The sequence below is a fragment of the Paenibacillus sp. OAS669 genome (assembly GCF_014873645.1).
GTDB classification, from domain to species: Bacteria; Bacillota; Bacilli; order Paenibacillales; family NBRC-103111; genus Paenibacillus_S; species Paenibacillus_S vulneris.
This window is the reverse complement of the sequence record NZ_JADBDR010000006.1, coordinates 255,975-279,141: the sequence shown is the minus strand read 5'-3', so window position 1 is coordinate 279,141 and position 23,167 is coordinate 255,975. Positions and strand designations below refer to the sequence as shown.

The 23,167-nt window shown below is 49.4% G+C and carries 17 protein-coding genes and 1 pseudogene; 13 read left to right on the top strand and 5 right to left on the bottom strand.

The window, feature by feature from the left end; translation table 11 throughout:
- Positions 1 to 88: 88 nt before the first annotated feature.
- Positions 89 to 2,380 (bottom strand): M56 family metallopeptidase, encoded by a 2,292-nt coding sequence (locus tag GGC63_RS15720; RefSeq protein WP_192703109.1) that lies wholly within the window; start codon positions 2,378 to 2,380, stop codon positions 89 to 91.
- 51 nt (positions 2,381 to 2,431) lie between these two features.
- Positions 2,432 to 2,824 (bottom strand): BlaI/MecI/CopY family transcriptional regulator, encoded by a 393-nt coding sequence (locus GGC63_RS15715; RefSeq protein WP_318781060.1) that lies wholly within the window; start codon positions 2,822 to 2,824, stop codon positions 2,432 to 2,434.
- A 248-nt stretch (positions 2,825 to 3,072) separates the two neighbouring features.
- Between GGC63_RS15715 and GGC63_RS15710 the strand changes: the two genes are divergently transcribed.
- Positions 3,073 to 3,501: a hypothetical protein gene (locus tag GGC63_RS15710; protein WP_192703107.1), complete on the top strand. Its 429-nt coding sequence runs from the start codon at positions 3,073 to 3,075 to the stop codon at positions 3,499 to 3,501.
- A 55-nt stretch (positions 3,502 to 3,556) separates the two neighbouring features.
- Here GGC63_RS15710 and GGC63_RS15705 read toward each other — a convergent pair whose 3' ends face one another.
- Positions 3,557 to 4,003 (bottom strand): OsmC family protein, encoded by a 447-nt coding sequence (locus tag GGC63_RS15705; RefSeq protein WP_192703106.1) that lies wholly within the window; start codon positions 4,001 to 4,003, stop codon positions 3,557 to 3,559.
- A 444-nt stretch (positions 4,004 to 4,447) separates the two neighbouring features.
- Between GGC63_RS15705 and GGC63_RS15700 the strand changes: the two genes are divergently transcribed.
- The gene (locus tag GGC63_RS15700) at positions 4,448 to 5,944 is read left to right on the top strand and encodes a malate:quinone oxidoreductase (protein WP_192703105.1); all 1,497 of its coding nucleotides are present in this window, start codon (positions 4,448 to 4,450) and stop codon (positions 5,942 to 5,944) included.
- A gap of 150 nt (positions 5,945 to 6,094) precedes the next feature.
- Here GGC63_RS15700 and GGC63_RS15695 read toward each other — a convergent pair whose 3' ends face one another.
- Complete coding sequence (locus tag GGC63_RS15695) at positions 6,095 to 7,564, bottom strand: stalk domain-containing protein (RefSeq protein ID WP_192703104.1); 1,470 nt, start codon at positions 7,562 to 7,564, stop codon at positions 6,095 to 6,097.
- Positions 7,565 to 7,985: 421 nt separating this feature from the next.
- On the opposite strand from GGC63_RS15695, the gene GGC63_RS15690 reads away from it, so the two are divergent.
- The 8 genes from GGC63_RS15690 to GGC63_RS15655 all read left to right on the top strand — a co-directional run bounded on the left by GGC63_RS15690 (position 7,986) and on the right by GGC63_RS15655 (position 13,521).
- On the top strand, positions 7,986 to 8,492 hold the full coding sequence (locus GGC63_RS15690; protein WP_079911295.1) for a MerR family transcriptional regulator: 507 nt from the start codon (positions 7,986 to 7,988) through the stop codon (positions 8,490 to 8,492).
- On the top strand, positions 8,489 to 8,929 hold the full coding sequence (locus GGC63_RS15685) for an SRPBCC family protein (protein ID WP_192703103.1): 441 nt from the start codon (positions 8,489 to 8,491) through the stop codon (positions 8,927 to 8,929). The genes GGC63_RS15690 and GGC63_RS15685 overlap by 4 nt, the downstream gene beginning before the upstream one ends.
- Before the next feature lie 2 nt (positions 8,930 to 8,931).
- Positions 8,932 to 9,369 carry an SRPBCC family protein gene (locus GGC63_RS15680; protein WP_192703102.1) on the top strand — a complete coding sequence of 146 codons (438 nt, stop codon included), beginning with the start codon at positions 8,932 to 8,934 and terminating at the stop codon, positions 9,367 to 9,369.
- 156 nt (positions 9,370 to 9,525) lie between these two features.
- A complete protein-coding gene (blaI, locus tag GGC63_RS15675; RefSeq protein ID WP_079911292.1) occupies positions 9,526 to 9,906 on the top strand; it encodes a penicillinase repressor BlaI in 381 nt (126 codons plus the stop codon).
- A gap of 66 nt (positions 9,907 to 9,972) precedes the next feature.
- On the top strand, positions 9,973 to 11,412 hold the full coding sequence (locus GGC63_RS15670) for a M56 family metallopeptidase (RefSeq protein ID WP_192703101.1): 1,440 nt from the start codon (positions 9,973 to 9,975) through the stop codon (positions 11,410 to 11,412).
- A 251-nt stretch (positions 11,413 to 11,663) separates the two neighbouring features.
- The gene (locus GGC63_RS15665; RefSeq protein WP_192703100.1) at positions 11,664 to 12,245 is read left to right on the top strand and encodes a Crp/Fnr family transcriptional regulator; all 582 of its coding nucleotides are present in this window, start codon (positions 11,664 to 11,666) and stop codon (positions 12,243 to 12,245) included.
- Positions 12,246 to 12,322: 77 nt separating this feature from the next.
- Complete coding sequence (locus tag GGC63_RS15660) at positions 12,323 to 12,661, top strand: darcynin family protein (RefSeq protein WP_079911290.1); 339 nt, start codon at positions 12,323 to 12,325, stop codon at positions 12,659 to 12,661.
- 122 nt (positions 12,662 to 12,783) lie between these two features.
- Entirely contained in the window at positions 12,784 to 13,521 is a 738-nt protein-coding gene (locus GGC63_RS15655; RefSeq protein ID WP_192703099.1) for a hypothetical protein, read from the top strand.
- Between the two features lie 20 nt (positions 13,522 to 13,541).
- Here GGC63_RS15655 and GGC63_RS15650 read toward each other — a convergent pair whose 3' ends face one another.
- A complete protein-coding gene (locus GGC63_RS15650) occupies positions 13,542 to 14,243 on the bottom strand; it encodes a FlxA-like family protein (RefSeq protein ID WP_192703098.1) in 702 nt (233 codons plus the stop codon).
- Between the two features lie 278 nt (positions 14,244 to 14,521).
- Between GGC63_RS15650 and GGC63_RS15645 the strand changes: the two genes are divergently transcribed.
- The 3 genes and pseudogenes from GGC63_RS15645 to GGC63_RS35125 all read left to right on the top strand — a co-directional run.
- The gene (locus GGC63_RS15645) at positions 14,522 to 16,894 is read left to right on the top strand and encodes a helix-turn-helix domain-containing protein (RefSeq protein ID WP_192703097.1); all 2,373 of its coding nucleotides are present in this window, start codon (positions 14,522 to 14,524) and stop codon (positions 16,892 to 16,894) included.
- A gap of 2 nt (positions 16,895 to 16,896) precedes the next feature.
- Entirely contained in the window at positions 16,897 to 18,441 is a 1,545-nt protein-coding gene (locus GGC63_RS15640; RefSeq protein WP_192703096.1) for an extracellular solute-binding protein, read from the top strand.
- Between the two features lie 455 nt (positions 18,442 to 18,896).
- Positions 18,897 to 23,153: pseudogene (locus GGC63_RS35125) on the top strand (pectinesterase family protein); the annotation flags it as partial.
- Positions 23,154 to 23,167 lie beyond the last annotated feature (14 nt).

The following is a 23,167-nucleotide window of genomic DNA, read 5'->3' as shown; positions in this document are numbered from 1 at the left end:
CAGCAAGGCCGTAACGACATTATAGCCCGAGCTTCCGGCAAAAGGAAAGGAGGGGAACATCACGTACCCCTCCTGGATCAGCTCGCTCTCAGCCTCTCTGAGGGGCGAGAAGGAAAGCTTTGATAAGCTTTTCGTGGTCTTCTTCCTTCATATCGCGATCGTCTAGGTTGGCAGCATAATAAATGCCGTTCTGCTCCCATAAGTAATAGCTTTCGGTTATGATTTCCGTCTTGTCGGCATCGCGGTAATATGGTCCGCCGTAAACGTGACGGTCGTCTTTATAGACAGAAACGCTCAGCCCGTTCGCATCCATAGTGCGAACCTGTGTCAACTGCGAACCGTTGATTAGCGGGGATTTGCTTTGATAGACCGTGAGGCTTCCTTTTTTGGGATCGTCTAGTGAAAGATATGAATTTCTAACCGCATTCACGGTGTGACGGAAGGAGTACCCGGTGTTCTGATCTCCTGCCTGAAGCATTACCAAATCCACAAGCTTGAGTTCGTTATTCAAAATAGCGAACGGATATTTCACTTTAAAGCCCAGCAGCTGTTCCGCTTGCTGCAAATCTTGTTCACCATAGATCGGAAATGAATTTCCCTTCCCGTCGTAGCGGACATGCTGGATCTGCTGCGGGTACTGAAACGATTGTAAAATGGTTTCCAGTTCGGTTTGCGAAATCGTTCTCCGATTCCGGGGCAGTCCTTCCTCTAAGGTATGATCTTCGCTGTAAAATCGTATGGCATAGTATATTGTGTCATCTCGCCAGAAAAAGGCCTTTTCGATCTCCGGCTCATGATTCTCGTATTTTTGCACGGTGGTTACCAAAATCCCGCGGATATTGGCATACGTAACCTCATCCTGGATATAGGTTTGCGGTTGTGCCGCCCCCCATGTAGGGCCCGGGATTTTCCTTGTTTCGCTCCCCTGCAGTAATTGAGAGAGGGCCCCGTTCAGTAAGTTTCCCGTAGAGGCGATCACTTCGAATTGCTTCTCGTCCTCTTGACCGTGATTGGATACAAAGTTGATGGTGACTTGATTATCCGTACGATTCACATAGTTCTCATCAACGTAGATACTTGACAATTGATACCCGTCCGGAAGGAAATCGGGAACTTTGAACGAGAAGCCGGCAAATTCATTCGCCCTCTCCAGATTGTTGAACCATTTAGCCCAGTCATTCAATCTCTGAAACTGAAAGGTAGAAGGGCTCCCTTGCTTGGAAGCTATGCCTGAAGCTGCTTCCGCTTCCGCACTTTTGGCGTTCTCCGAAGCATTCGTGAGCATAACGGCGCTTAGGGCTAGAACGAGAATGATAGCGGCCGCGGACAGCTTGTACGTGCCCTTTTTGAATTTGGTGATCATCGTAATTCTCCGTTTCATTTCTTTATGGTTTTCAAAAAAAGGCGAAAGATTGACCTGGGGCGAAGCGCTTCGGGCAAATAACCGCGACAGCATAAGAAGCGTCCTGCCGTAGGATGAGGCTTCCTGCTCGCCCAGCACCTCGAGTACGCCCGCGTCGCATGCGACTTCCCGGTCGGCCTTCATTTTTTTTATGGAGAGCCAGACAAAGGGATTGTACCAGTGAAGCACAGCGGTCCATGTCCATACGAAATGGAACCATAGGTCCCTGCGTTTATAATGGGTCAGCTCATGCAAAAGAATGTGAGTCAGCTGACGGGAATCGGCGATCGTTACGATATCCGCGGGCAAGTAAATTCTCGGCTTCGTCAAGCCGTAGATGCATGGGCTATGGAGGCGATCGGTTTCGTAGATGGGAATCGCTGCAGTGATGCCGAGCTTCTCCTTGCACGCCTCCAGAATGGAGAGAACCTCGTGATTATCGAGCATGCGGGATGCTCTAACTTGTCTATTGAATCTTAGGGTAACGAACAGGTAGTACATATTCAAAGACAAAAGCCCCGCAACCCATACGAGTGAGCCGATCGTAAGCGCCTTATACGGCTCGTATCGCTTGTCTGCATAGGTATCCGTTTGAGGCGACGGCTTTGCTGGGACACTCGGCTGTTCCGTCAGCTTCGGCGCAGGAGCGGGAGTGAAATTGTCTGCTGCAGTGCTCATTAATGCCGGGCTGGCTTCATAGCCAGTTTGTGAAGAAAGGGGATGCTCCTCCGCATTCCCTTTAGGCCCAATCGATAACTCCTGCAAGTCGTGCGGGACCAGATTGAAGACGCTGACAGGACTTTGTGGGGCTATGGGAACAAGCAGCTTGATCAATACAAGAAACCACAGGACATGAAAAATGCGTGGGCTGAGCCGCTTGTACAGCAGCTTCCGAATGACGAGCAGCAGCAATATGATGACAGTGGATGCCAGAGATGCAGTCAACATGAGATAAAATAGGGTTTCGATCATTTTCATGAATATACGTTCTCCTTCCGGCAGCCTCACGGCAGAAGCAGCCAGCGGCTCTTAGCTGCCGTCTCTTTTCTTTTTCTCCAATAGCTGCTGGAGCTGCTCAATTTCACTGTCGGAGAGCTTCTCCTCTTCCAGGAACTTGGCGAACAGTATCCCGACGGCCCCGTTATACATCCGGTCCAGGAAGGAGCGGTTCGCTGCTTTAACATATTCGTCGTATGTAACCATCGGATAATAGAGGTAGTTTCTGCCGGACTTTTCAAACCGGATGGCCTTTTTTTTGTGGAGCCTGTTGAGGAAGGTTTTGATAGTTTGGTCCGACCAATCCATCGAATCCTTCAGCTGGGAGATGATCTCGATAGCCGTCAGAGGCTCCTTCTGCCATAGAAGCTTCATCACTTCACTCTCGGCCTCGGTAATGTGAGGGGGATTGTTCAATAGCTTCACCTTTTTCTGAGGTTATTGTTTACGCGTGTAAACGATGATTAAAGTTTACGTCTGTAAACGTAAAAAGTCAAGGGGCGATTAAAGAGGGATAATTCTACTTTTAGTTGAGGGGGTTCAGCTTCGTCCTCGAGCGGTTGTCCAACATAAGACTGCAAAGTATAAGGATGATATAATTAAAAGATGAAATGAGCGTGAGAGAAGCAAAGGAAATCTTTTTTATTCATCCCGCGAAGAAAGGAAACTATTCTATGTCTGAGCAATCAAATTATCGGCTTGGGCCGGCTTATCTCGAAGAGGTAACCATCGCTGATAAACCGGAGACTTGGGTTGAAGAGGAATGGACAGGCAAGTTGCAGACGAAGGAAGGTCGCACACAGTTTCGCCTTTATTATTACGGAGAACGGATGGACGGGTTGATCGCAACGACTGACTTTGCCCCTCAGCTGATCTTGGCCGAGGACCCGATCACCGAAGAACGGTTCATTCTGTTTGACGGCTGCAAGCATGGCTATAACGCAATGCTATGCGATACTTATTCGAAGGAGCAGCATACCGACCGGTTGCCGCTGCAGCCTTACGTGGATCAGGACGGCGAAGATACTTTCGAGATGTATATTACGGCCTATTACAATGTCGATTGGGATGAAGAATTTTCCGACGATGTTGATATATGTTGAACCTTCATTACATCTCACTTTCTGGTTCAGCAACGCCTAGAGGCTAAAAGCTTAACTAATCGTTCTCGATGACGATACCGCTTAACTTCAGGTTTACTTTGTTCGCGATCGTATCTCCAACGGGGCAAGTTTCTTCCAAGAAAGCTATAAATTGCTCCACCCGTTCTTTGGGAGCATCAGTCTTGATATGGAACGTGTACCGAATATCCGAATAGCCTGGGCGGACATCCGATCGCTTGAAGAATCCGTCTAAATCAAGATCGCCTTCCACTTCTACCCGGAAGTCTTTTAGATTGACATCAAATTTAGGAGCATACACTCTAGCGACGATAGACTGGCAAGCACCCAGTGCGCCGAGTACAACTTCAACGGGATTGGGACCTGTATCCGTACCGCCCAAACTTTTTGGTTCATCGATCGTGAACTCGAACTGTCTTGATTGAACTTTGACTGCAACGCCTTGCTGCAAGTGCGCGGATGCTTTAAATGTCGTAATCGCCATAGTATCTCTCCCCAGCTAATGAATTTAATTCATATAATAACATATAATTCCTATCAGTTAAATAGGGTATTGAGGAAAATCTCATCTTTTTATGTCCAATGCCTCACTCTAAGCAGCCGCCCCAAGCCACAACCCTTGCAGGTAGCAGGGGCAAAGCCTTGGTTTTTTGTGTATTTCTAGGGTTTTGTGGACGGTTTCCCATTTCTTACTGCATTAGGTTGCGATCCATGAAATTTACCGGATTTTAAAGGCTTTTAAATAGTATATAACTATCATATAATAGTAGATATATTAATCTATTATGAAGTGATAAGTAATACAGCAGGATCAGATGATATTTGATCCAGAACTAGGGTGTGACCAGGGTCCCACCCTGACTTGCTGTGCAGGCTGAGGAGCGCCTGCATCTTTTCTTCCAATATTAGCATGTAAGGGACGGTAAAAATGAGCAGCAGACAAACGACAACAGACGTTATCTTAATTGGTGCCGGAATCATGAGTGCGACTTTAGGGTCATTGTTGAAAGAATTAGTACCGGATTGGAAAATTACCGTGTTTGAGAGACTCGCAAGCGCGGGAGAGGAAAGCTCGAACGAATGGAATAACGCAGGAACAGGGCATTCTTCGTTGTGCGAGCTTAACTACACGGTGGAGAAACCGGATGGTTCCGTCGATATCAGCAAAGCGATTAAAGTCAATGAAGAGTTCCAGGTTTCCAAGCAATTTTGGTCTTATCTGGTAAAAAGCAATCTGATTCGGAATCCGCGGGATTTTATCGTGCCCGTACCTCATATGAGCTTTGTCCAAGGGGAAAAAGACGTAACCTTTTTGAAAAAACGGTTTGAAGCCTTGTCCAAAAACCCTCTGTTTGACGGAATGGAATTTTCTGATGATCCGTCCAAGCTGGCCGAATGGATTCCGCTAATGATGAAAGACCGGCAGTTGAACACCCCTATTGCGGCAACAAGAAGTGAAGCCGGAACGGATGTCAACTTTGGTGCTTTAACGCGGTTATTGTTTGATCACCTAAAGAAGAAAAATGTAGACATAAAATACAAGCAACAAGTAGATGATATTAAACGTACGAGCGATGGCTCGTGGGAATTGAAGGTACGGAATCTGGATAGCGGTAATGTCGAACGCCATACGGCCAAATTCGTCTTTATCGGCGGCGGCGGCGGAAGCCTTCATTTGCTGCAAAAATCCGGTATCCCTGAAGGAAAAGGTATAGGGGGCTTCCCGGTAAGCGGACTCTTTATGGTATGCCAGAAGCCGGAAATCGTGGCGCAGCATCGTGCCAAAGTATACGGACAAGCTCCGGTGGGCGCTCCTCCGATGTCTGTTCCGCATTTGGATACCCGGGTTATCGATCGCAAAGAGTCACTGTTATTCGGACCGTTTGCCGGCTTCTCGCCGAAGTTCTTAAAAACCGGTTCAATGATGGATTTGATCACTTCCGTCAAACCGCATAATCTCGTAACGATGATGGCGGCAGGCGTGAAGAACGCTTCCTTGACCACCTACTTGATCAAACAAGTGATGTTATCCAAAGAACAGCGTATGGATGATTTGCGCCAATTTATCCCGAACGCCAAGAGCGAGGATTGGGATTTGCTGATAGCAGGCCAGCGCGTACAAATTATTAAAGATACGGCTGCAGGCAAAGGTACGCTCCAGTTTGGTACAGAAGTCATTAATGCCGCTGACGGCTCGATAGCCGCATTGCTCGGCGCATCTCCTGGCGCTTCCACCGCGGTTTCCGTCATGCTGGAAGTTATCAATAAATGCTTCCCGCAGCATGTTAAAGAGTGGGAGCCTAAAATTAAAGAAATGATTCCTTCATATGGTGTGACCCTATTGAAGAATCCGGAGCTGATTCGCGAAATTCATACCTCAACGTCACGGACGCTGGGTCTGTCCGGCGAACTGCAAACCGTATAGAAATAAATACTAAGCGGCCTTCGTCCTTACTTTATTGGGGATAAGGCCGTTTTTTGATTTGGGTCAAAAAAATGCACCCCCACTGCTGTTCGATACAGCTAACGTTGGGAGTGCATGTTCAAGTTAAAGGATGATTTTATAAACAATCAATTAGGGGTTTTGAATGGAATCCAGGATATTGCCGGAAAAATATAAATATTGGGCTTTGAAGCTCGAGCCATAACGATAAACCCACTGTTCCATTTTTCCGCCATACGCATTGACATTATCCGGTTTTCCCCACGACACCAGGACTTGCTCCCGTGTCATGCCAATGGCCACCTTTTCCCGGCGGATCAAATCTTTGGTCTCGCTGGACCAGTCGAACTCAGCCAGAGGATCTTTGGTGTAGAAGGCCGCGCCCAGAGAGCTAAGAGAGGAAAACTTAAAGTCGATCGATTGATTGCCGTCGCTTAAGGTTGCGTTTAATCCGCTGTAGCTGATTACGGTCAGCTTTTCATATTGATTAAACTTCTGCCCGGCGGGATATGGGAGATCGCGGCTGCTCCACAAGGAATCGCCGTATTTCTTCCAAATGCTTTCGGCGGCGATATCGGTCTGCAGCTGCTCGGCAGCCTTGTTAATTTTGTTATCAACGCCCCAAGAAGTATTCTTGGTCAGGTCTCCCGCCGTAAGATTAATTCGACGGCCTTCTCCCCATGCAACCTGGACGTCCAAATACTCCGGCAAAAAGGTAATCGGCACATACAGGACGGATTGCTCGGAAATAACCGGATATTCCATGCGGTTGGAATGCTGATCCATGCTGCTGCCGAAATAGGTGATCAAATTGCTGTCGGAGCCAATCAACAGGACCCGGTTCGGATGATTGATTCGAAGGACGTCGCCCACCGGCTTAGCCGACATTTTCAAGGTACCGAGAAGCGCCCAAAGCGGCAGATAGACCACATCGTTGCGAACGATCGGCGGGTAGTCGGAAGTAAGGTAATTACCGTTGACATAGATTTTATAGTCGTTCGATAGCAGCTCTACAGGCTTTCCTTGATCCCAAGTCCCCTTATACCACACGTCATTATAAATGGAAGTGCCCTTTACGGCTGTACCTTGCCCTTGCGGAAGCCCATTCACCAGATCTCCGGAATAAACAAAATGATTGCCTTCCCACTCAAAATAAGGATAACCCATTATGTACAGGCTCTTATCCGCGGTTTGAACCGTCGCTTGCTGCTTTTCTCCATTCCATTCCACTTTAGCGCCGAACGCTTCGCTGATGAGACGCAGCGGTACAAAAGTTTTGTCACCCTCTATTCTTGGGGCAACCTCCAGTGTCTTTGCTTGTCCGTTGACTTGAACCTGAGGATCGTCAATTTTCATAAATACCGAGGAGCCTGCTCTGTCCAGAGTAATGGACTTTTGCTCATCATTCCAAGTTAGCTTGGCATTCAGCTCATCCGTAATATCACGGAGCGGAACGAGCATACTGCCGTTAACTAAAATTCCGATGTCCAGGTTTGCTTCCTGTTTGGCGGCCTGCTCATCCGCAAAAACCGGCAAAGACGATGCCGTCAGCATGGCAAACGACATGGTAGTGATGAGAGAACGATGAAGCCATGTTTTCATAAACCAAACCTTCTTTCAACAATGAGATGAATCTATGATGAAACCTCCAAAAATGGGTTTTGGAAGTGGAAAGCCTTCATGGTTTCTTCGCTATGTACGGGGCTCCTGCAAAGTGACGGAATCAGCTTTGAAGCCAAGGACCCATTTCGTGGGTCTGGGTAATATTGTATTGGGTAAATTTTACTATAATCTAGCCATTATAACCCATAACGCCTGCTAAAACATTATAAATGTTCCGATACATGGAAACTATTTGGGGAATTTTGCGAGATTTGTCGAATTTATGCGGATAGAGATTGATTTCTATGGAGCATCTACCTCTGAAACATTAACTTTTCAATTTCTCTTGCACCTTACGTAACGTAAGGTTTTATAATAAAGCTACCGGTAGACAGCTAGCGATCAGGAGTGGAGATGATAGATGAGGAAGCATTGGAAGGTCGGCGAGCTCGCCCGGATGACGGGGCTTACCGTAAGAACGTTACGTTACTACGATCAAATTGGCTTGTTCTCACCGTCAGACCAGACGGATTCCGGTCACAGGCTGTATAGTGAAAAGGATTTGTCGCGCCTGCAGCAAATTTTATCGCTTAAGGAGCTGGGCCTGTCTCTCGAAGAGGTGAAGTCGGCTTTAACGGGCGGGCACCTTAGTCCTCTTGAGATCGTCACCCTGCAGATCACAAGAATTAAGGAGCAGATTCGGCTGCAGCAGAAGCTGTTGGAGCAGCTGGGACACGTATCCAAGCTGATGCAGGGGAATGCGGAATTAACCTTGGAGGATTTCACAGGACTCCTGCAAGCGATGAAAATGCAGTTCGAGAAGCCTGTCCTGGAGCGGCAAAGGAGCTGGGAGCGACACCTGGACCAACTGGAGGAATTCCTTGCCGGGGAGAACGGAACGCCGAAACCTAAGGAGGAAAATCAATGAGCGAACGATTTGTCAAACATGCGACATTTGTTATCGAGAAAACCTATGCTGCCTCGCCTGAACGGGTATATCACGCGTGGTCCAACCCTGCGGCCAAGGCCAAATGGTTCTCCAAGCCGGATATCTTCGATTTTCAGGTTGGAGGACGAGAATACAGCAGCGGCGGACCGCCGGAGGGGCCGGTCTTTACCTTCGACGCCATCTACCAGGAGCTCGTGCCGGAGCAGCGCATTGTATATACGTACACTCTGGATTCGGACGGCAAGCGCTTCTCCGTTTCTACCACAACGGTTGAGCTTATCCAGACAAGTGACGGCACCAAGCTGATTTTTACCGAGCAGGGCGCATTCTTTGATGGTCATGATACGCCAGAGATTCGGGAGCATGGGACGACCATTATGCTGGATGCGCTGGGCAAGGCGTTGGAGGAGGAATGAGGATGCTGGCAGGCAAAAATGAACTCATCACCTCACGAGTGTTCGATGTCCCGCCGGAGCACGTGTTTCGAGCCTGGACAACCCCGGAGCTGTTAGCCCGGTGGTGGGGGCCGGAGGGCTTCACAAATACGTTTCACGAATGGGATCCAAGACCGGGCGGCGATTGGAAATTCACTATGCATGGACCGAACGGCATCGATTATCCTAACTATAACGTCTTTGTTGAGATCGTACCGGCGGAACGGATCGTGCTGGATCATCTGTCGGGACACGAATTTCGAATCACGGCAACGTTCGAGGATCTGGGGGAACGAACCCGGCTTACGTTTCGCCAGCATTTCAAGGTAACAGAAGAATTTGAGGAAGCCAAGTCTTACTGTAAAGAGGCGAATGAACAGAACCTTGACCGGCTGGGTAAGGTGCTGGAGGGGCTGGCCTAGGTTATCGAAAAAACGCACTGTCTATGGACAATGCGTTTTTTTGGCATTATAGCAGCAGGTCATGGATACAGAGATGCATTTGACATTCCGAGATTACGCTTGTAATATTGTTATTGTATTACATATGTAATCAATCTGGTCAGGAGGGTAAAAGCAATGAATGAGATTCCCCAAATTTCGGACGCGGAATGGGAAGTGATGAAGGTGCTCTGGGCTAAGTCGCCAAGTACAGCCAACGAAGTGATTGAAGCTCTGGAAGACCGGACGGATTGGAAGCCAAAGACCATAAGAACGCTGTTGAACAGACTTGTCCATAAAAAAGCCGTCTCTTACTCGCAAGAGAGCAAGGTATACGCTTATTTTCCGTTGGTTTCCGAGGACGAATGCGTGAGGTCGGAAACGGCTTCCTTTCTAAAAAGAATTTACGGCGGGGCCTTCAAGCCTCTTTTGGTAAACTTTTTGAAGGAAGAAAAGCTCTCTCCGCAGGAGATAAAGGAATTGAAGAATATATTGGACGACAAGTCCAAGGGGAACTAAATACTTATGGTTACCGCCTTACGGGCTCTTGCCCTATGGATCGATTAACGAAAGGGTAGGGTGAATGTGAATCGGTTACTAGACTATCTGGTGAATCTCTTCGATTGGATTTGCTCTGTCTCTGTCATGGCCGTTGTGCTGGTAATTCTGATTATTCTCTTCCAGCGCATGCTGCGGCATCGGCTTAAGCCAAGATGGCAATACTTGATGTGGCTGTTGGTCATTGTACGGCTGGCATTGCCATGGGGTCCGGAGAGTGAATTCAGTATTTATAACTGGATCGGCTATCCAGGCTCCGTTTCTTCGGATTCGTCAATGAATGCGGAAGAAGCGGCGTCGAGAACGGATGCATCGGAACCGCCGTCCTCGCCGGTTTACCGGCAAATAGGAGTTATGATATGGCTGCTTGGCGTAGGCTTGTTCGGAATATATACCGTTCAGGTAAACAGAAGATTTGCCCGGAGGATGAGGCAGGGGATGATTCCCGTAACGGATGAAAGGGTGCTGGAGATATTCCGGCAATGCAAGCAAAGGATGTCCGTCCATCAAGCCATTGCTCTTGTTGAATCCAGGCATGTGGGTTCGCCGACCCTTTACGGATTTATTCGGCCTCAATTGATTATGCCTCAGCAGCTTACCGATACTTTGACTGACGATCAACTGAGGCATGTATTCCTGCATGAGCTGGCACACAGCAAACGAAACGACATCAGAGTCAACGGGATCATGCATGCTTTGCTGATCCTTCACTGGTTTAATCCGGTTCTGTGGTACGCCTACCGCCGAATGAGAGAGGACCAGGAAATTGCCAGCGATGCTCTTGCGCTTAGCTTCCTCGCTCCGGATGAGCGTCAGAACTATGGGTATACACTTATCCAATTGCTGGAGAGCTTATCTCAGCCTGTCCGAGTAGCTGGAAATGTCCATCTTATGGGAAATAAAACTCAATTGCAGAGGAGAATCATAATGATCAAGAACTTTAAATCGAATTCATACCGCTGGTCATTCCTTGGCATTGCGACTGTGGTCTTTATAAGCGGATGCACCTTAACCAATCCCAAGGTCAATTCGGGGGCTGCGCAGACTGTGAATTCGCCGGTCTCCATCTCTGAAAAAACACCGACGGAGTCCGGCTCGGACGTGCAAAAGTCGCAGACAGCGGATGATACAACAAAGCAGCAAACTTCTGCAGAGCAGCCATCGACCACTCCGGAAGGCACATCGAAGCAGCAGGAACCTTCCGAACCGAAGCAGGTTCCTTTCGATAATGCTTCCAAAGCGTCATCCCCATCGGGAGGAGTGCCATCATCTTCTAATGATAAGCCGCAGCCGGCACCTGCTGTGAGAGTGCAGGTAGGAGAGCCGAGTGACGCATCAAGAAAGCCGGCGGCAGTAAGCCCGGCGCCAGCAGCTTCCAATGATACGTCCAACCGTCAACCATCGGCTGTGCCGAGTACAGAAGGTGCTGAACCGCGGCCAGTTCCTTCTGCACAAGCCGAACAGTAAGCTGAGGCCGGAGGAAGAGCCTCAGACCTCTTACCAAGTGAAACCGAGCGAATCCTATCGCTTAAAGCTGGACCCGCGTAACCCCCATATAGTTCAAGAAATGCTTACGCATAAAGCATCTTCCAGGGCTGGTGTATCCTTTGGATGACACACAGCCGTTGCTGGAGGTGCTTTTTCGTCGCCCTAATGACGCGCCGCCGGTTTTGAAGTAAGCTGGTAGGGATATACGCATCATGATGGAGGAGGAGCCTATGTACTCATATTATCGTGCACTGGAAAACCGGGTCCGGCAGGCAGCGATCTCTGAGGAAGAATGGAGGCTATTCGTTGAACGGACAAGGGTGCGACATGTGAAGCAAGGAGTCCGTCTTATAGAGTCCGGACAGCATGTACAGCATGCGTATTTTTGCTCGGAAGGCTTGTTCCGGTTATTTTACACTTTGGCTGATGGAAGGGAATATAATGTCGCTTTTACGCTGGAGCAGGACTATGCGACCTCCTACGCGGCTATGGTAACAGGTGAACCGTCGCCTTATACAATCGAGGCTATGGAGGATTCGGTTGTCATTGAAATATCGTATGATGTGATGAATGAGCTTATGGATACTAGCCATAGGTGGGAACGGTTCGTGCGAAAGAGTGTAGAGAGGCTGTACATCCGGAAGGAAGAGCGCGAACGCCAATTATTATATTTGTCTGCAAAGGAACGCTATGATGCGTTTCTTCTCAAGTATCCCGGCTTGGAAAAGCGGATTGCGCAGTATCATATCGCCTCGTACATTGGCATATCTCCCGTCTCGCTAAGCCGCTTGCTTCACAACGAGCCCCATTAACCTATGTTAATGCGGACCATGGCGGGAGCGGGTTACAATAAGGGTATCAATCTACAGTAGCAAAGAGGGATGCGGATATGAGATATGTGTTGATTGTTTTGCTGGAATTTTACCCTTCGTGGCTGGCTTTGCCCCGGGAGGAGCGCAGAAGCCATGCCGGGAAGCTGCAGGAAATTATTCAGACCTACAGCGCTCACGTTAAGGTTCGTTTTTGCGACGCGGAGGCGCTGCCGGGAAAAGATTATACGGATTTCGTTATCTGCGAAACGGACGATATGGCCCAATATCACTATATGTGGGAAGAAATTCGGGACTCGGAGCCGTATACCAAAGGCTATATGAAAATTAAAGATGTCATTATGGGCATGGAGAACGCATTCCAAGCCTATGAATCGGAGATACTCAAGATGGATTAGCATGAGCTGGTCCATCTTGTTTGTCGAGAAGCCTATATAGCTTGAAGCATGCCTGAAGAAGAACCTTGCAAAAGACAATCTATCTTATGGTACAAAATATACAACTAAACGAGGAAAACCCCATGCCTTTTCCAACTCAACTGCAGCGTTACAAACAAGCGATATTATCTCTTCCCAAGGACACGGTACTTACCAAAGGGGAGCTTCTGACAGAGGAATTTCTAGTAGACCGGGATGGGAAGCTGGAAATGTACTATGCACCTCATAATGAATACAGGACTCCTTCGGCCGCAGTGGCCATTGTCGGGCTAACGCCTGGCTGGGCACAAATGCGAATCGCTATTCAAGAGGCTAGAATCGGCTTGGAGGAAGGGCTGCCGGATGCAGAAATATGCAAGAGAGCGAAGGATGCCGCAAGGTTCGCGGGCACTATGCGAAGTGAGCTCATCCGTATGCTGGATGCTCTTGAGCTGCATCATCATTTGCAAATCCCCTCTTGCGAATCCTTGTTCCAAGAGCATCAGGAGCTGCTTCATTCTACTGCTTTGCTGCGCTATCCGGTTTTCACAGATAAGAATAATTATAGCGGCACGCGCCCTGAACTGATGTCCAATGAATTTCTTAGAAATCACGCGCTATCCTCAATACGGGAGGAGATGGACATCATGAATCGTGCGCTCGTAATCCCATTGGGCAAACGGGTAGAGGAGGTGCTGCAGCTCCTCGTGAACGAAGGGAAGCTGAAGGGAGTGCAATGCTTATGGGGATTCCCGCATCCTTCAGGTGCCAACGGGCATAGGCACCAGCAGTTTGCTGAACATCAGGAAGCTATGCGCGGGAAAATAGAGGCTTACTTCTAGCCTAGCTGCTGCGGAACCGGTTATATTCTAATATCGATTCGCTTTCTCTGATCCTCTTTCTGATCCTTCAGCATCTCCTCTTCGCTTAGTCCAAAGCTGCCGTCAGCTTCTTGTTCCTGAGTTAAACCAGGCTCGGAAGAGAGTTTTTCTGTATCTTGTACCCGTTTATCGTTCTCATCCTCTTTGGAGGACAGAGCCTTGCTTTCCTGCAATCCCTCTTCTACCAGCTTGCTGCTCTGTAAAGCTTTTTGATATTCGGGCATCGCGTAGGATAAAGCTCTTTCCATTTTGTTAATATCGGGATGAATGACCTTGGCCGCTTCCTTCTTGTATACAGTGAAGGCGGCGTCGCCTTTCTTCATAGAGTTTGTCGCAGAGATGAGACCTGTCACGACTTTTTCGTTCAAGACCTGGACATCCTCTTCATCGTCTTGGTCATTGGATTGCGCTTCGGAAGCCTTTTGCTGTTCTTCCGTTCTTTTTTTGGCTATTGCATCTGCGATTTGCTTATCCAGCGCCTTGATCTGGTCATCAAGCTCTTTTATCTTATTTTGTTTCATTTCGGTGGACATCTTGCTTTGCTGGACTTGCTTCATCTGATCTTGAAGCTGTGTTTTTTGCTTTTGCAGAGCATTAATCAACGATTGGGTCGAGTTACTATTAGCAGCTGCAGCGGGTTGAGCATACTTCGTTGTACTGTTGGACAATCCGCTTATTTTCATTCGATTGATCCTCCTTTTGTCCTATTGTTATTTAAGTTATCGGCATAAGGTAAGAGAATCGTTAGACGTGCGTTGCTCGATCCATGCAGGCTATCGTATGTAGGATGGGGGCAAGGCTCGCACGGTATAGCGCGAAAATATATGCTCGACCACCATTTTGGTCTATATCTTGGCAAAATGCGTTCTTCTTGGCCCTTCAGCCTTATGTTACAATAGGGTCAACAAGCGTTAGAATGCGCTTCCAACGGTTGAACAAGACAAGGGTGAACGCACAAGAGATGAAGAAACAGCCGAACCGTTATTATGTGAGATGGGTATGGTTATGCTTTATTACCGCCACGCTGCCTGTTGTGCTGCTTGGTTTATTTTCCTATGCCAAATCCTCCGGCGTCGTGCTGGAGAAGACGAAGAAAGAAACGGCGCTCAGTCTGCAGCAAACGCAGATGAACGTGGAACACTCCTTGAAGGTAGCCGATCAGGCGACAACCCACTTTCTGGGCTCCAAAATTATTCAAACCGCGCTCAATGAACCGCTTAGCCCGGATCAATTCCAGCTCTATACCCAGGTGAAAACTGAGCTTAGCAGCCTCCAGCGCCTCGATACCGGGATAGACGATATTCAACTATGGAGTACCGCCGGCAATTGGCTTATTAAAAATGACGGTCTGTATCGGTTGGATGCATGGATTAAAGGAAATGCATCGGCAATGCCGGACCCGGCTGCACCTTCGGTTTGGGCCATTGGCGAGTCAAAAGCGGCAACGGGGGCCCAGGAAGCTAATATGCCGTCCGGCAGTCAAAATGAAAGCGTTGCCCAACCAACCTCTGCAAATCGTTGTCAGACATATGTCAGCCTGCTGAAGAAGCTCCCGCTCACGGCTTATCGGAGCCTCGGAACCGCTATGATTCAAATTCCGGCCTGCAGCATAAGCCAGCTGATTTCGGTGAATGCGGAGCATGAGGCCGTGCTGCTGTTTGATCAGGATGGGCAGTTGTTTGTCCATAAGGGCGTAACCTTGGACGGTTTGGACGAGATGCTTCATCAATCGGTCCGGCAGCTTCCGGGAGATCGTACCGGGCAGTATACCCTGAACATGGACCGCCAATCGTTTGCCGTTACCTACCGCAAATCGGACTATAACGGATGGACCTATGTATCCGTCGTGACGCTCGACCAATTAACCCGATCCTCCCGCGACATCGGGTGGTTTACTTTATCGATTTGCCTTATCCTGCTTTTGCTGTCTATTGCGGCCATTCTATTGTGGACGAAGCGGTTGTACCAGCCGATCGCTCAAATTTACAAGGAAGTGATGTCCCAGATGGGAATGTCCCCCTCCAGGAAGCCGTTGGATGAAATTCAAGTAATAGGAGAGCAGGTTCAGACCTTATTCGATACGAAAAAGCGGCTGGAGAGCAGGCTGGAGGGACAGACCGAGCTGCTGCGCACGTTTTTGATGGTCAAGCTGTTCTTGTTCGGCATGAAGGAAGGCGAGATTGTCGAACGGATGGAGAGCCTTGGGATGCGGCAGAACTTTTCACGATTTTGTGTGCTCGCGCTGCAGATCGGCAGTCTGGAGAATACCCGATTTGCCGAAAAAGATATCGATTTGCTGTTATTTGCCGTCAATAACATGGTCGGTGAGCTCCTTGCCGCAGACCGCAGACTGCATCCCATTGTGCTGGGCAGAACGCAAACGACGGTTCTGACCGGCGGCTCGGAAGCGAAGGAATCGATGATATCCGAGGCTTATGCGGCTGCGAGACTTATACAGCAAACCGCGGCCCGGGTGCTCGACTTGAAGGTTCATATCGGAATCAGTGTTCCGTACCAGCGGCTGCCGGAGCTTCCTCGGGCCTATGAAGAAGCGGTTGAGGCCTCTAAGAGACATGCATTCTTAGGCGATGAAGGCATCGGCTACTTCGGTGATTTAGGCGAAGACCATGTCCTCCATTATTCTTATCCTTTTGCGCTGCAATCGGAGCTGTTTGATGCGGTCAAGCTTGTGGATAGGGAGCGGGCCGGTACGCTCTTACGACAGCTGCTTTACGAAATTAGCCAAAATAACCCCAATATTTACGATATGCAGTTTAATGCCGTGCGCTTGCTGATGAATACACTCGGTCTTGCCAACGGCGTAACGGGTCAAGCGATTCCGATGCAGCGGCAGCAGGCGCTGTTCGACGAATTGTTTCACTTGAACCTAACGGAGTCCGGCGCGGCATGGTTTATGGATCACATCATCGACCCCGTCATGAACGGAATTGAGGGACAGACGGAAGCAAGGCATCTTTCCTTATCCAAACAGATGGTGCAAATGGTCCATGAGGAATTCGATACAGATATTACGATTGATACCTGCGCGGACCGCCTGCACTATAATGCAAGCTATTTGGCAGCTATTTTCCGTAAAAGCATGGAGGTATCGTTCAGCGCTTATTTGGCACAGTACCGCCATCAAATGGCGCTCAAATGGCTTATGGAGACCGACATGCCGATCAAAGAAATCGCCGAGCGGCTGCGCTACAACAATTCTCAGAACTTCATTCGCTCGTTCCGTAAAACAGAGGGCTGCAGCCCGGGGAAATTCCGGGAACTGGGACGCCAGGATAACGGCAAGGCGAGTAGTTCAGCATCGATGGAGGGATAGCCATGTGGAACAAACGGGGGAGCACAACCTTTTGGAAGCTTGGCATGATTTTGATGCTTGCCATCTCTACAACGGGCTGTTCATTGCAGGCATCGCCCAAGGTCGATAGCCAGAAGGCAAGCGGGAACAGAACCGCCAATGCAGATATCAGCTTCATGCTAATACTGAACCAGGATGATCCTCCACAGGATACGATCCTTCGTGGGCTTGAATCCATGACGAATACGAAGCTGGCGATATCCTGGGTGCCGGATACGATTTACTCCGACAAAATGGTGGCTGCCATCGCTACCGGAACGCTTCCTAAGGTGGTGCAGATCAAGGCGGTCGACGTGAAGCAGCCTTCTGTCGTCAACGGAATCCGATCGGGCCAGTTTTGGGAGATCGGCCCTTATTTGAAGGATTATCCGCTGATAAGCAGGTATATCAATCCGACGATTATGAGCAATGCGTCTTTTTTCGGAAAAACCTACGGTATATATTGGGAACGGCCGCAATCGAGGCAGGGAATTCAATTCCGCAAGGATTGGCTGAACCGGCTGGGCCTACAGGAGCCAAGGAGCATCGAGGACTTATATGAGGTGCTTCAGGCCTTCACTTACCGCGATCCGGACGGCAACGGCAAACAGGATACCTATGGCTTGATCGACCGCAATGATCTTGTGTATGGCGCCTTCAAAAACATCGCTTCCTACTTCGGCGCACCTAACAGCTGGGGGCTTGTGGACGGCAAGCTGACCCCGGATTTTATGACACCGGAATATACGGCGGCGATGAAATTTATGAAGAGATTGTATGATGAGAAGCTGATGAACCCCGACTTCACCGTGACGAGCAAGGTGCAGCAGGAGGATCGCTTTATCAAGGGCGAAGCAGGGATGATGATCAGCAATGTGCTGGCTTCCTCCGTGCAATACCGGATTCAACGGGTAACTAAGGACGCCGAGGTCGATATCGTGAACCGGATCAAAGGGCCTCAAGGAGAGCGGATATGGGGAGGAAGCGGCTTCGGCGGTCTGTTCCTGTTCCCCAAATCGAGCATCAAGAACGAGGCGGAGCTTCGCGAGGTCCTCGCCTTTTTCAACAGCCTGTTGTCCGAAGAGGTGAACAATCTGCTCACCTACGGCATAGAGGGACGTCACTACAAGCTTAATGAGGACCGGAAGACGATCAAAATTTTCCCGGATACACAAGCCTTGCGGGAGCAGGAAGTGGAGCCTTACGCGAATGCGCTGCGGACCTTCGATATCCGGTACCTGAAGCTGGAGGAAACCAGCGAAATGCAGGACAAGATTCAGCGCATGATTGACGACAACGCCAAGATGGCGGTTAATGACCCGACGACTGCTTTATTCTCACAGACACAGGCGGAAAAAGGAGCCGAGCTGCAGACGATCATTTCGGACGCGACCTACCAATTTATTTTGGGAAAAATCGATGAGCGCGGATTCGCTGCCGAAGTCGGCAGATGGCGCCAGAGCGGCGGGGATCAAATGATCGACGAGCTGAATAGAGAATATGCTGAAATGAAACCCATAAAGCCCTGAAGGTTAAATGAATACGATTGCTCCTTGAAGGCGCCGAGCCTTTGAGGGGCTTTTTTTCTTGACAAAAGTTTATGAATTTCCAGGCTTCCCGCAAAGTACATGAGTCACTTCAAAGCCACGGTTTCGCTATGTTGGGTCATTTTGTTTCAGTAAGATTGTCGTTTGCAAGGCAATCTGCCTTCGAGAGCATTGTTTTGCAAAAGGGTTAAAACCAGCATATACGTGTAATTCGGGCTCATCTGAATAATCACCCATCTTCAGACAAGATGATTATAGCCGGTGAATGCCTGGAGAGGCATAATGGGGGAGCGGTGGACAAGGCTGTGTCTTTACGCGGAAAGCAGCGGGAGATGAGAGCCGTGCCGCGGGATTCAGATAGGGTAAAGGAGTGAAAGGTCAGGCTATTCGTCAATGTATGCAGCAAGAAAAATGGGCTAAGGAGGTTCGCCAATAACATGAAGAAAGGCAATATCATGATCTGTTTGCGCATCATGCTGTGTTTTATATTGCTGGCGTCGTATATCCCGGTCTTGGGAATACCGGACGTTCAGGCGGCGCCGCTCCCTACGGGCTGGAGCAGCTTGAGCTACAATAGTTCCACGGGGAACACGACCTATGATAAGACGGAAGGTGTGCTTACCGTTACAAGTACTTCATCTGCCGGCATTACGAATCAGAATGCAGCTACGGAGCAGTTTCAATATGCGTATACTCCGGTAAGCGGAGACTTCACCCTGATCGCTAAACTGACCAGCTATCCGTATGTCAGCGGAGCTCAGGCAGGGATTTTGCTTCGCAGTACATTGGATCAAGGCAGCTCATTTGTGTACAGCTACTATTACGGCATGGGAAATAAGTATCAGCCATACGTTACAACGAAAGCGGTTACCGGGGGTTCGGCAAGCAATTCAGGATACAAAGTATCAGGGACTGATATGACGTACGATACGCCTCCAAGCTACATGCGTGTCCGCAAGCAATGGAACGCCGCCTCATCCAGAGCGGATGTCTATTTTGATATCGGCACATCGGATGGGACTACGATCACTTGGACGAATATCAACGGGAAAAATATTACGGATGTGACATCCAACCAATCTATGTATGTCGGCTTTGCTGTAGGGAAAGCGGCTGCCGCATCCTTCGGCAGCATAACGCTTCAAAATGCGTATAATGCCGCTTCAACGACAGCAGTTTCCAGCTTAACGGCGACCATGCCGGTATCCCTGGAAGCCCCGGCCCTTAACGGTACGGCAGGCGATCGTCAAGTGACGCTCAGCTGGGACGCGGTCACGGACGCGGTTTACTATGATGTGGGACGGAGCACCGTTAAAGGCGGACCCTATAGCAAGCTAAACAGCGGTCCGATTCATGGACTCAGCTACACAGATACGGCAGTAACCAATGGACAAACGTATAACTACGTGGTCACAGCTGCCAACGCGGTATCCGCCAGCGTCTATTCCAATGAGGTAGCTCTTACGCCGGCAGCGCTAACTGCAGCAGTACCGGCTGCACCAGCGAATGCTGCGGCAGCCGCAGGGAACCAGCAAGTCACTCTTTCCTGGAGCAGCGTATCCGGAGCAACGTCCTATAACGTGAAGCAAAGCGCAGCGGCCGGAGGGCCCTATACCGTTGTAGCGAATGTAGCTAACGGCACCAGCTTTACTCACACCGGGCTAGCTAACGGTACTGCTTATTATTATGTGATAAGCGCGGTTAATGGCGTCGGTGAAAGCTCCAACTCTAGCGAGGTTTCGGACAAACCAGGTCTCTACTTCATCAATGATAATTTCGAAACCAGCGTATTGGGAGATACTCCTGCAGGCTATGTTTCCATTGCCAATGCAGCAGATGACAAGATCAACAACGTGACTGTCATCAACAACGATCATTTGACCAACAAATATTACTCGCCGACGGAAGCCGCACCGGCCAATAACAAATCGGCGGCGATTAAGGACAATTCGACCAATGTATTATGGATCAACGATAATGCCGATTCGGGCCGCAGAGGGGGCTTTACGAATTCCTTCTCCCCGGTATCCGGCAAAAACGGTCTGACGGCAGAATTAAGCTTCATGGAACCCAAGGTCATCGGGGATTCCTATCCTTTGGAGCTTATCGACAGCTCGGGTAAAACGGTGCTTTCCTTCAGCGTCACGAACCTGAATACATTCGAGACCATTAACTCCAACAATACGGTGAGATGGTATACGCTGAGGTTTGTCGCCGATACCGGAATGAATACGGCCGATGTTTATTTCAACGGAGTGTACAGAGGTAATTACAAATTCAGTACACAGGATACTAACATCGCCAAAATTCAAGCGAGAACAGCGGGTTCCTCCACAGGAAGCCTGTATGTAGACAATGTGAAGGTTTATAAACACACGGCGGTGACCCCACAAAATCTGACTTCAGCAGGAGCCGACCAGAAGGTCGTGCTGAACTGGAACGCAGCAAGCGGCGTGGATTCCTATAATGTCTACCGGAGCACCGTAATCGGGGGACCTTACACTCGTGTAGCGACTCAGGTTACAGCCCCTATGTATACTGATACGGGCCTTCAAAATAAGAAGGATTATTACTATGTCGTTACAGGTGTTAATGCGAACGGCGAGAGCGATCCGTCGAATGAGGCACACGGCTATCCGAACAATGTTCAGCCGCCGGATACCGCACCCGTATTTGGTCCTATCGATATTCGGGACAGTCAAATCACTTTGAATTGGAGCTCCGTCCAAGTTAAAGATGAGGAAGGAAAACCAGTACAGTCCACTTACACACTTCTGCGGAGCACTCATCCGGACGGCCCGTTCATTACCGCAGTGCAGAAGCTTGCCGGAACGACGTATCTAGATAAAAATCTGACGAATGGGACCTCGTACTACTACCAGGTTACAGCAGCCAATATGGGCGGCTCAAGTCCAAGCTCCGCGCTTCTGAAGGCTACACCTTCCGCACCTTTAGCTGCACCGACGCTGGTAAGCGCCGTGCCTGGAAATAACAAGGTCGAGCTCAGCTGGACCTCGGTTACAGACGCAACCTATTACATGGTTCAGAGAAGCACCGTGAACGGAGGACCCTACACAACGGTAGCCCAAGAGGTGAGGGATGCCAGCTTTACCGACACCGGTGTCACTAACGGCACGACCTATTACTATACTGTGGTTGCAAGTCGTCTAGCAGACGATCAATTAGCTCAGGAGAGCATGATCTCCAACCAGCTGAAGGCGGTTCCTTATGCAGCGAAGGCCGGTGCTCCTGCCGCTCCGACAGGGCTTAGAGCGATTGCTGCCGAAGGCAGTGCAAGCCTTTCCTGGGACAAGATGGCCGGGGCGGCCGGGTATACTGTGAAAAGATCAGTAACAAGCGGAGGGCCTTATACAACGCTTGCTACAACGGATCAAACCTCCTACAACGATGCGAGCGTAGTCAACGGCACGACATACTATTACGTAATTACCGCTTCGAATGCTGATGGAGAAGGACCTGTAACGGACGAAATCGCCGTACTGCCTGCAAAGGTGCTTACCGTAGATCAGGCGGCCACAACAAGCAGTGCGAATTTTGGCACGACACTATTCCATACGATTCAAAGTGCTGTGAACTCGATATCTACAACGAATACGGAACGAACCGTCATTCATATTAAAGCAGGAACCTACACCGAGAAGCTTACGATAGATCGGCCCTATGTAAGCCTTGTAGGGGATGGCATGGACCAAACCGTGATCGTTTATGGCGATTATGCCGGAACCTCATCGACAACCGGGAAGCAGGGCCATACGGGCAACACCTTCTTGAGCCAAACGGTGAAGGTAACGGCAGATAACTTTACCGCTGCCCACTTGACCATCGAGAACAGCTCGGGTCCGCGCTCGGCCGTCGCCCAAGCTGTGGCTCTGTCCTTGTACAGCGATAAGGCTTCGTTGGAATCGGTCAAGCTGAAGGGCTATCAGGACACGCTGTATAACGGTCTAAATCCAAGCGGTAAAGGGCGTCATTATTTCCACAACAGCATCATTCAGGGCGATGTCGACTTTATCTTCGGCGAAGCCCCGGCGGTTGTCATGGATAATGTAAAAATGGTCCTCGTCAGCAACTCCGGCGGCGGCGGACATATCACCGCAGGAGCACAAAAGAATGTAACGGATAAAGGCTATGTGTTCTTCAATTCACAAATCGTGGACGATGCCTCTGCCTCCGGTACTTACGATTTAGGGCGAGGCTGGAAGGATTACGCGAGAGTCAGCTTTATCAACACATTGATCGACTCCAGGAAATTTCTAAATGAAGGGTGGGGCGCTTCTTGCGCGGGAAGCTGCATTACGAACTACTTTTCCGAGTATAACAGCTATGGTGTGGGAGCCAACCCGTCCGCCCGTAAAATTTCGACGCAGCTGACAGGACCGGAAGCTAGCTTGACGATCCCGCAAATTTTTACTGATTGGGATCCTTCCATTCCGGTGATTATGCCTAATGTGACTTACCTGCCTACGGTGTCGGTGACAACGTCCAATTTTGACAAAAATACAGCGAATCAAGCAGACATTCATGCGACTCTCCAGCTCAATGGGGATGCTCTTAAGAGTATTACGAATGGCTCTGCAGCTCTAACGGCATCCGATTATTCGGTGAACGGCAATGTAGTGACGTTGAACAAGGCTTATCTGGCAAGTCTGCCCGAAGGAACGACGACACTCAGTTTCAACTTTGGCAC

Coding starts and splice junctions, on each gene's coding strand:
- GGC63_RS15720 (WP_192703109.1), bottom strand. CDS start 2,380: ATGAAAATGATCGAAACCCTATTTTATCTCATGTTGACTGCATCTCTG.
- GGC63_RS15710 (WP_192703107.1), top strand. CDS start 3,073: ATGTCTGAGCAATCAAATTATCGGCTTGGGCCGGCTTATCTCGAAGAG.
- GGC63_RS15705 (WP_192703106.1), bottom strand. CDS start 4,003: ATGGCGATTACGACATTTAAAGCATCCGCGCACTTGCAGCAAGGCGTT.
- GGC63_RS15700 (WP_192703105.1), top strand. CDS start 4,448: ATGAGCAGCAGACAAACGACAACAGACGTTATCTTAATTGGTGCCGGA.
- GGC63_RS15695 (WP_192703104.1), bottom strand. CDS start 7,564: ATGAAAACATGGCTTCATCGTTCTCTCATCACTACCATGTCGTTTGCC.
- GGC63_RS15690 (WP_079911295.1), top strand. CDS start 7,986: ATGAGGAAGCATTGGAAGGTCGGCGAGCTCGCCCGGATGACGGGGCTT.
- GGC63_RS15685 (WP_192703103.1), top strand. CDS start 8,489: ATGAGCGAACGATTTGTCAAACATGCGACATTTGTTATCGAGAAAACC.
- GGC63_RS15680 (WP_192703102.1), top strand. CDS start 8,932: ATGCTGGCAGGCAAAAATGAACTCATCACCTCACGAGTGTTCGATGTC.
- blaI (WP_079911292.1), top strand. CDS start 9,526: ATGAATGAGATTCCCCAAATTTCGGACGCGGAATGGGAAGTGATGAAG.
- GGC63_RS15665 (WP_192703100.1), top strand. CDS start 11,664: ATGTACTCATATTATCGTGCACTGGAAAACCGGGTCCGGCAGGCAGCG.
- GGC63_RS15660 (WP_079911290.1), top strand. CDS start 12,323: ATGAGATATGTGTTGATTGTTTTGCTGGAATTTTACCCTTCGTGGCTG.
- GGC63_RS15655 (WP_192703099.1), top strand. CDS start 12,784: ATGCCTTTTCCAACTCAACTGCAGCGTTACAAACAAGCGATATTATCT.
- GGC63_RS15650 (WP_192703098.1), bottom strand. CDS start 14,243: ATGAAAATAAGCGGATTGTCCAACAGTACAACGAAGTATGCTCAACCC.
- GGC63_RS15645 (WP_192703097.1), top strand. CDS start 14,522: ATGAAGAAACAGCCGAACCGTTATTATGTGAGATGGGTATGGTTATGC.
- GGC63_RS15640 (WP_192703096.1), top strand. CDS start 16,897: ATGTGGAACAAACGGGGGAGCACAACCTTTTGGAAGCTTGGCATGATT.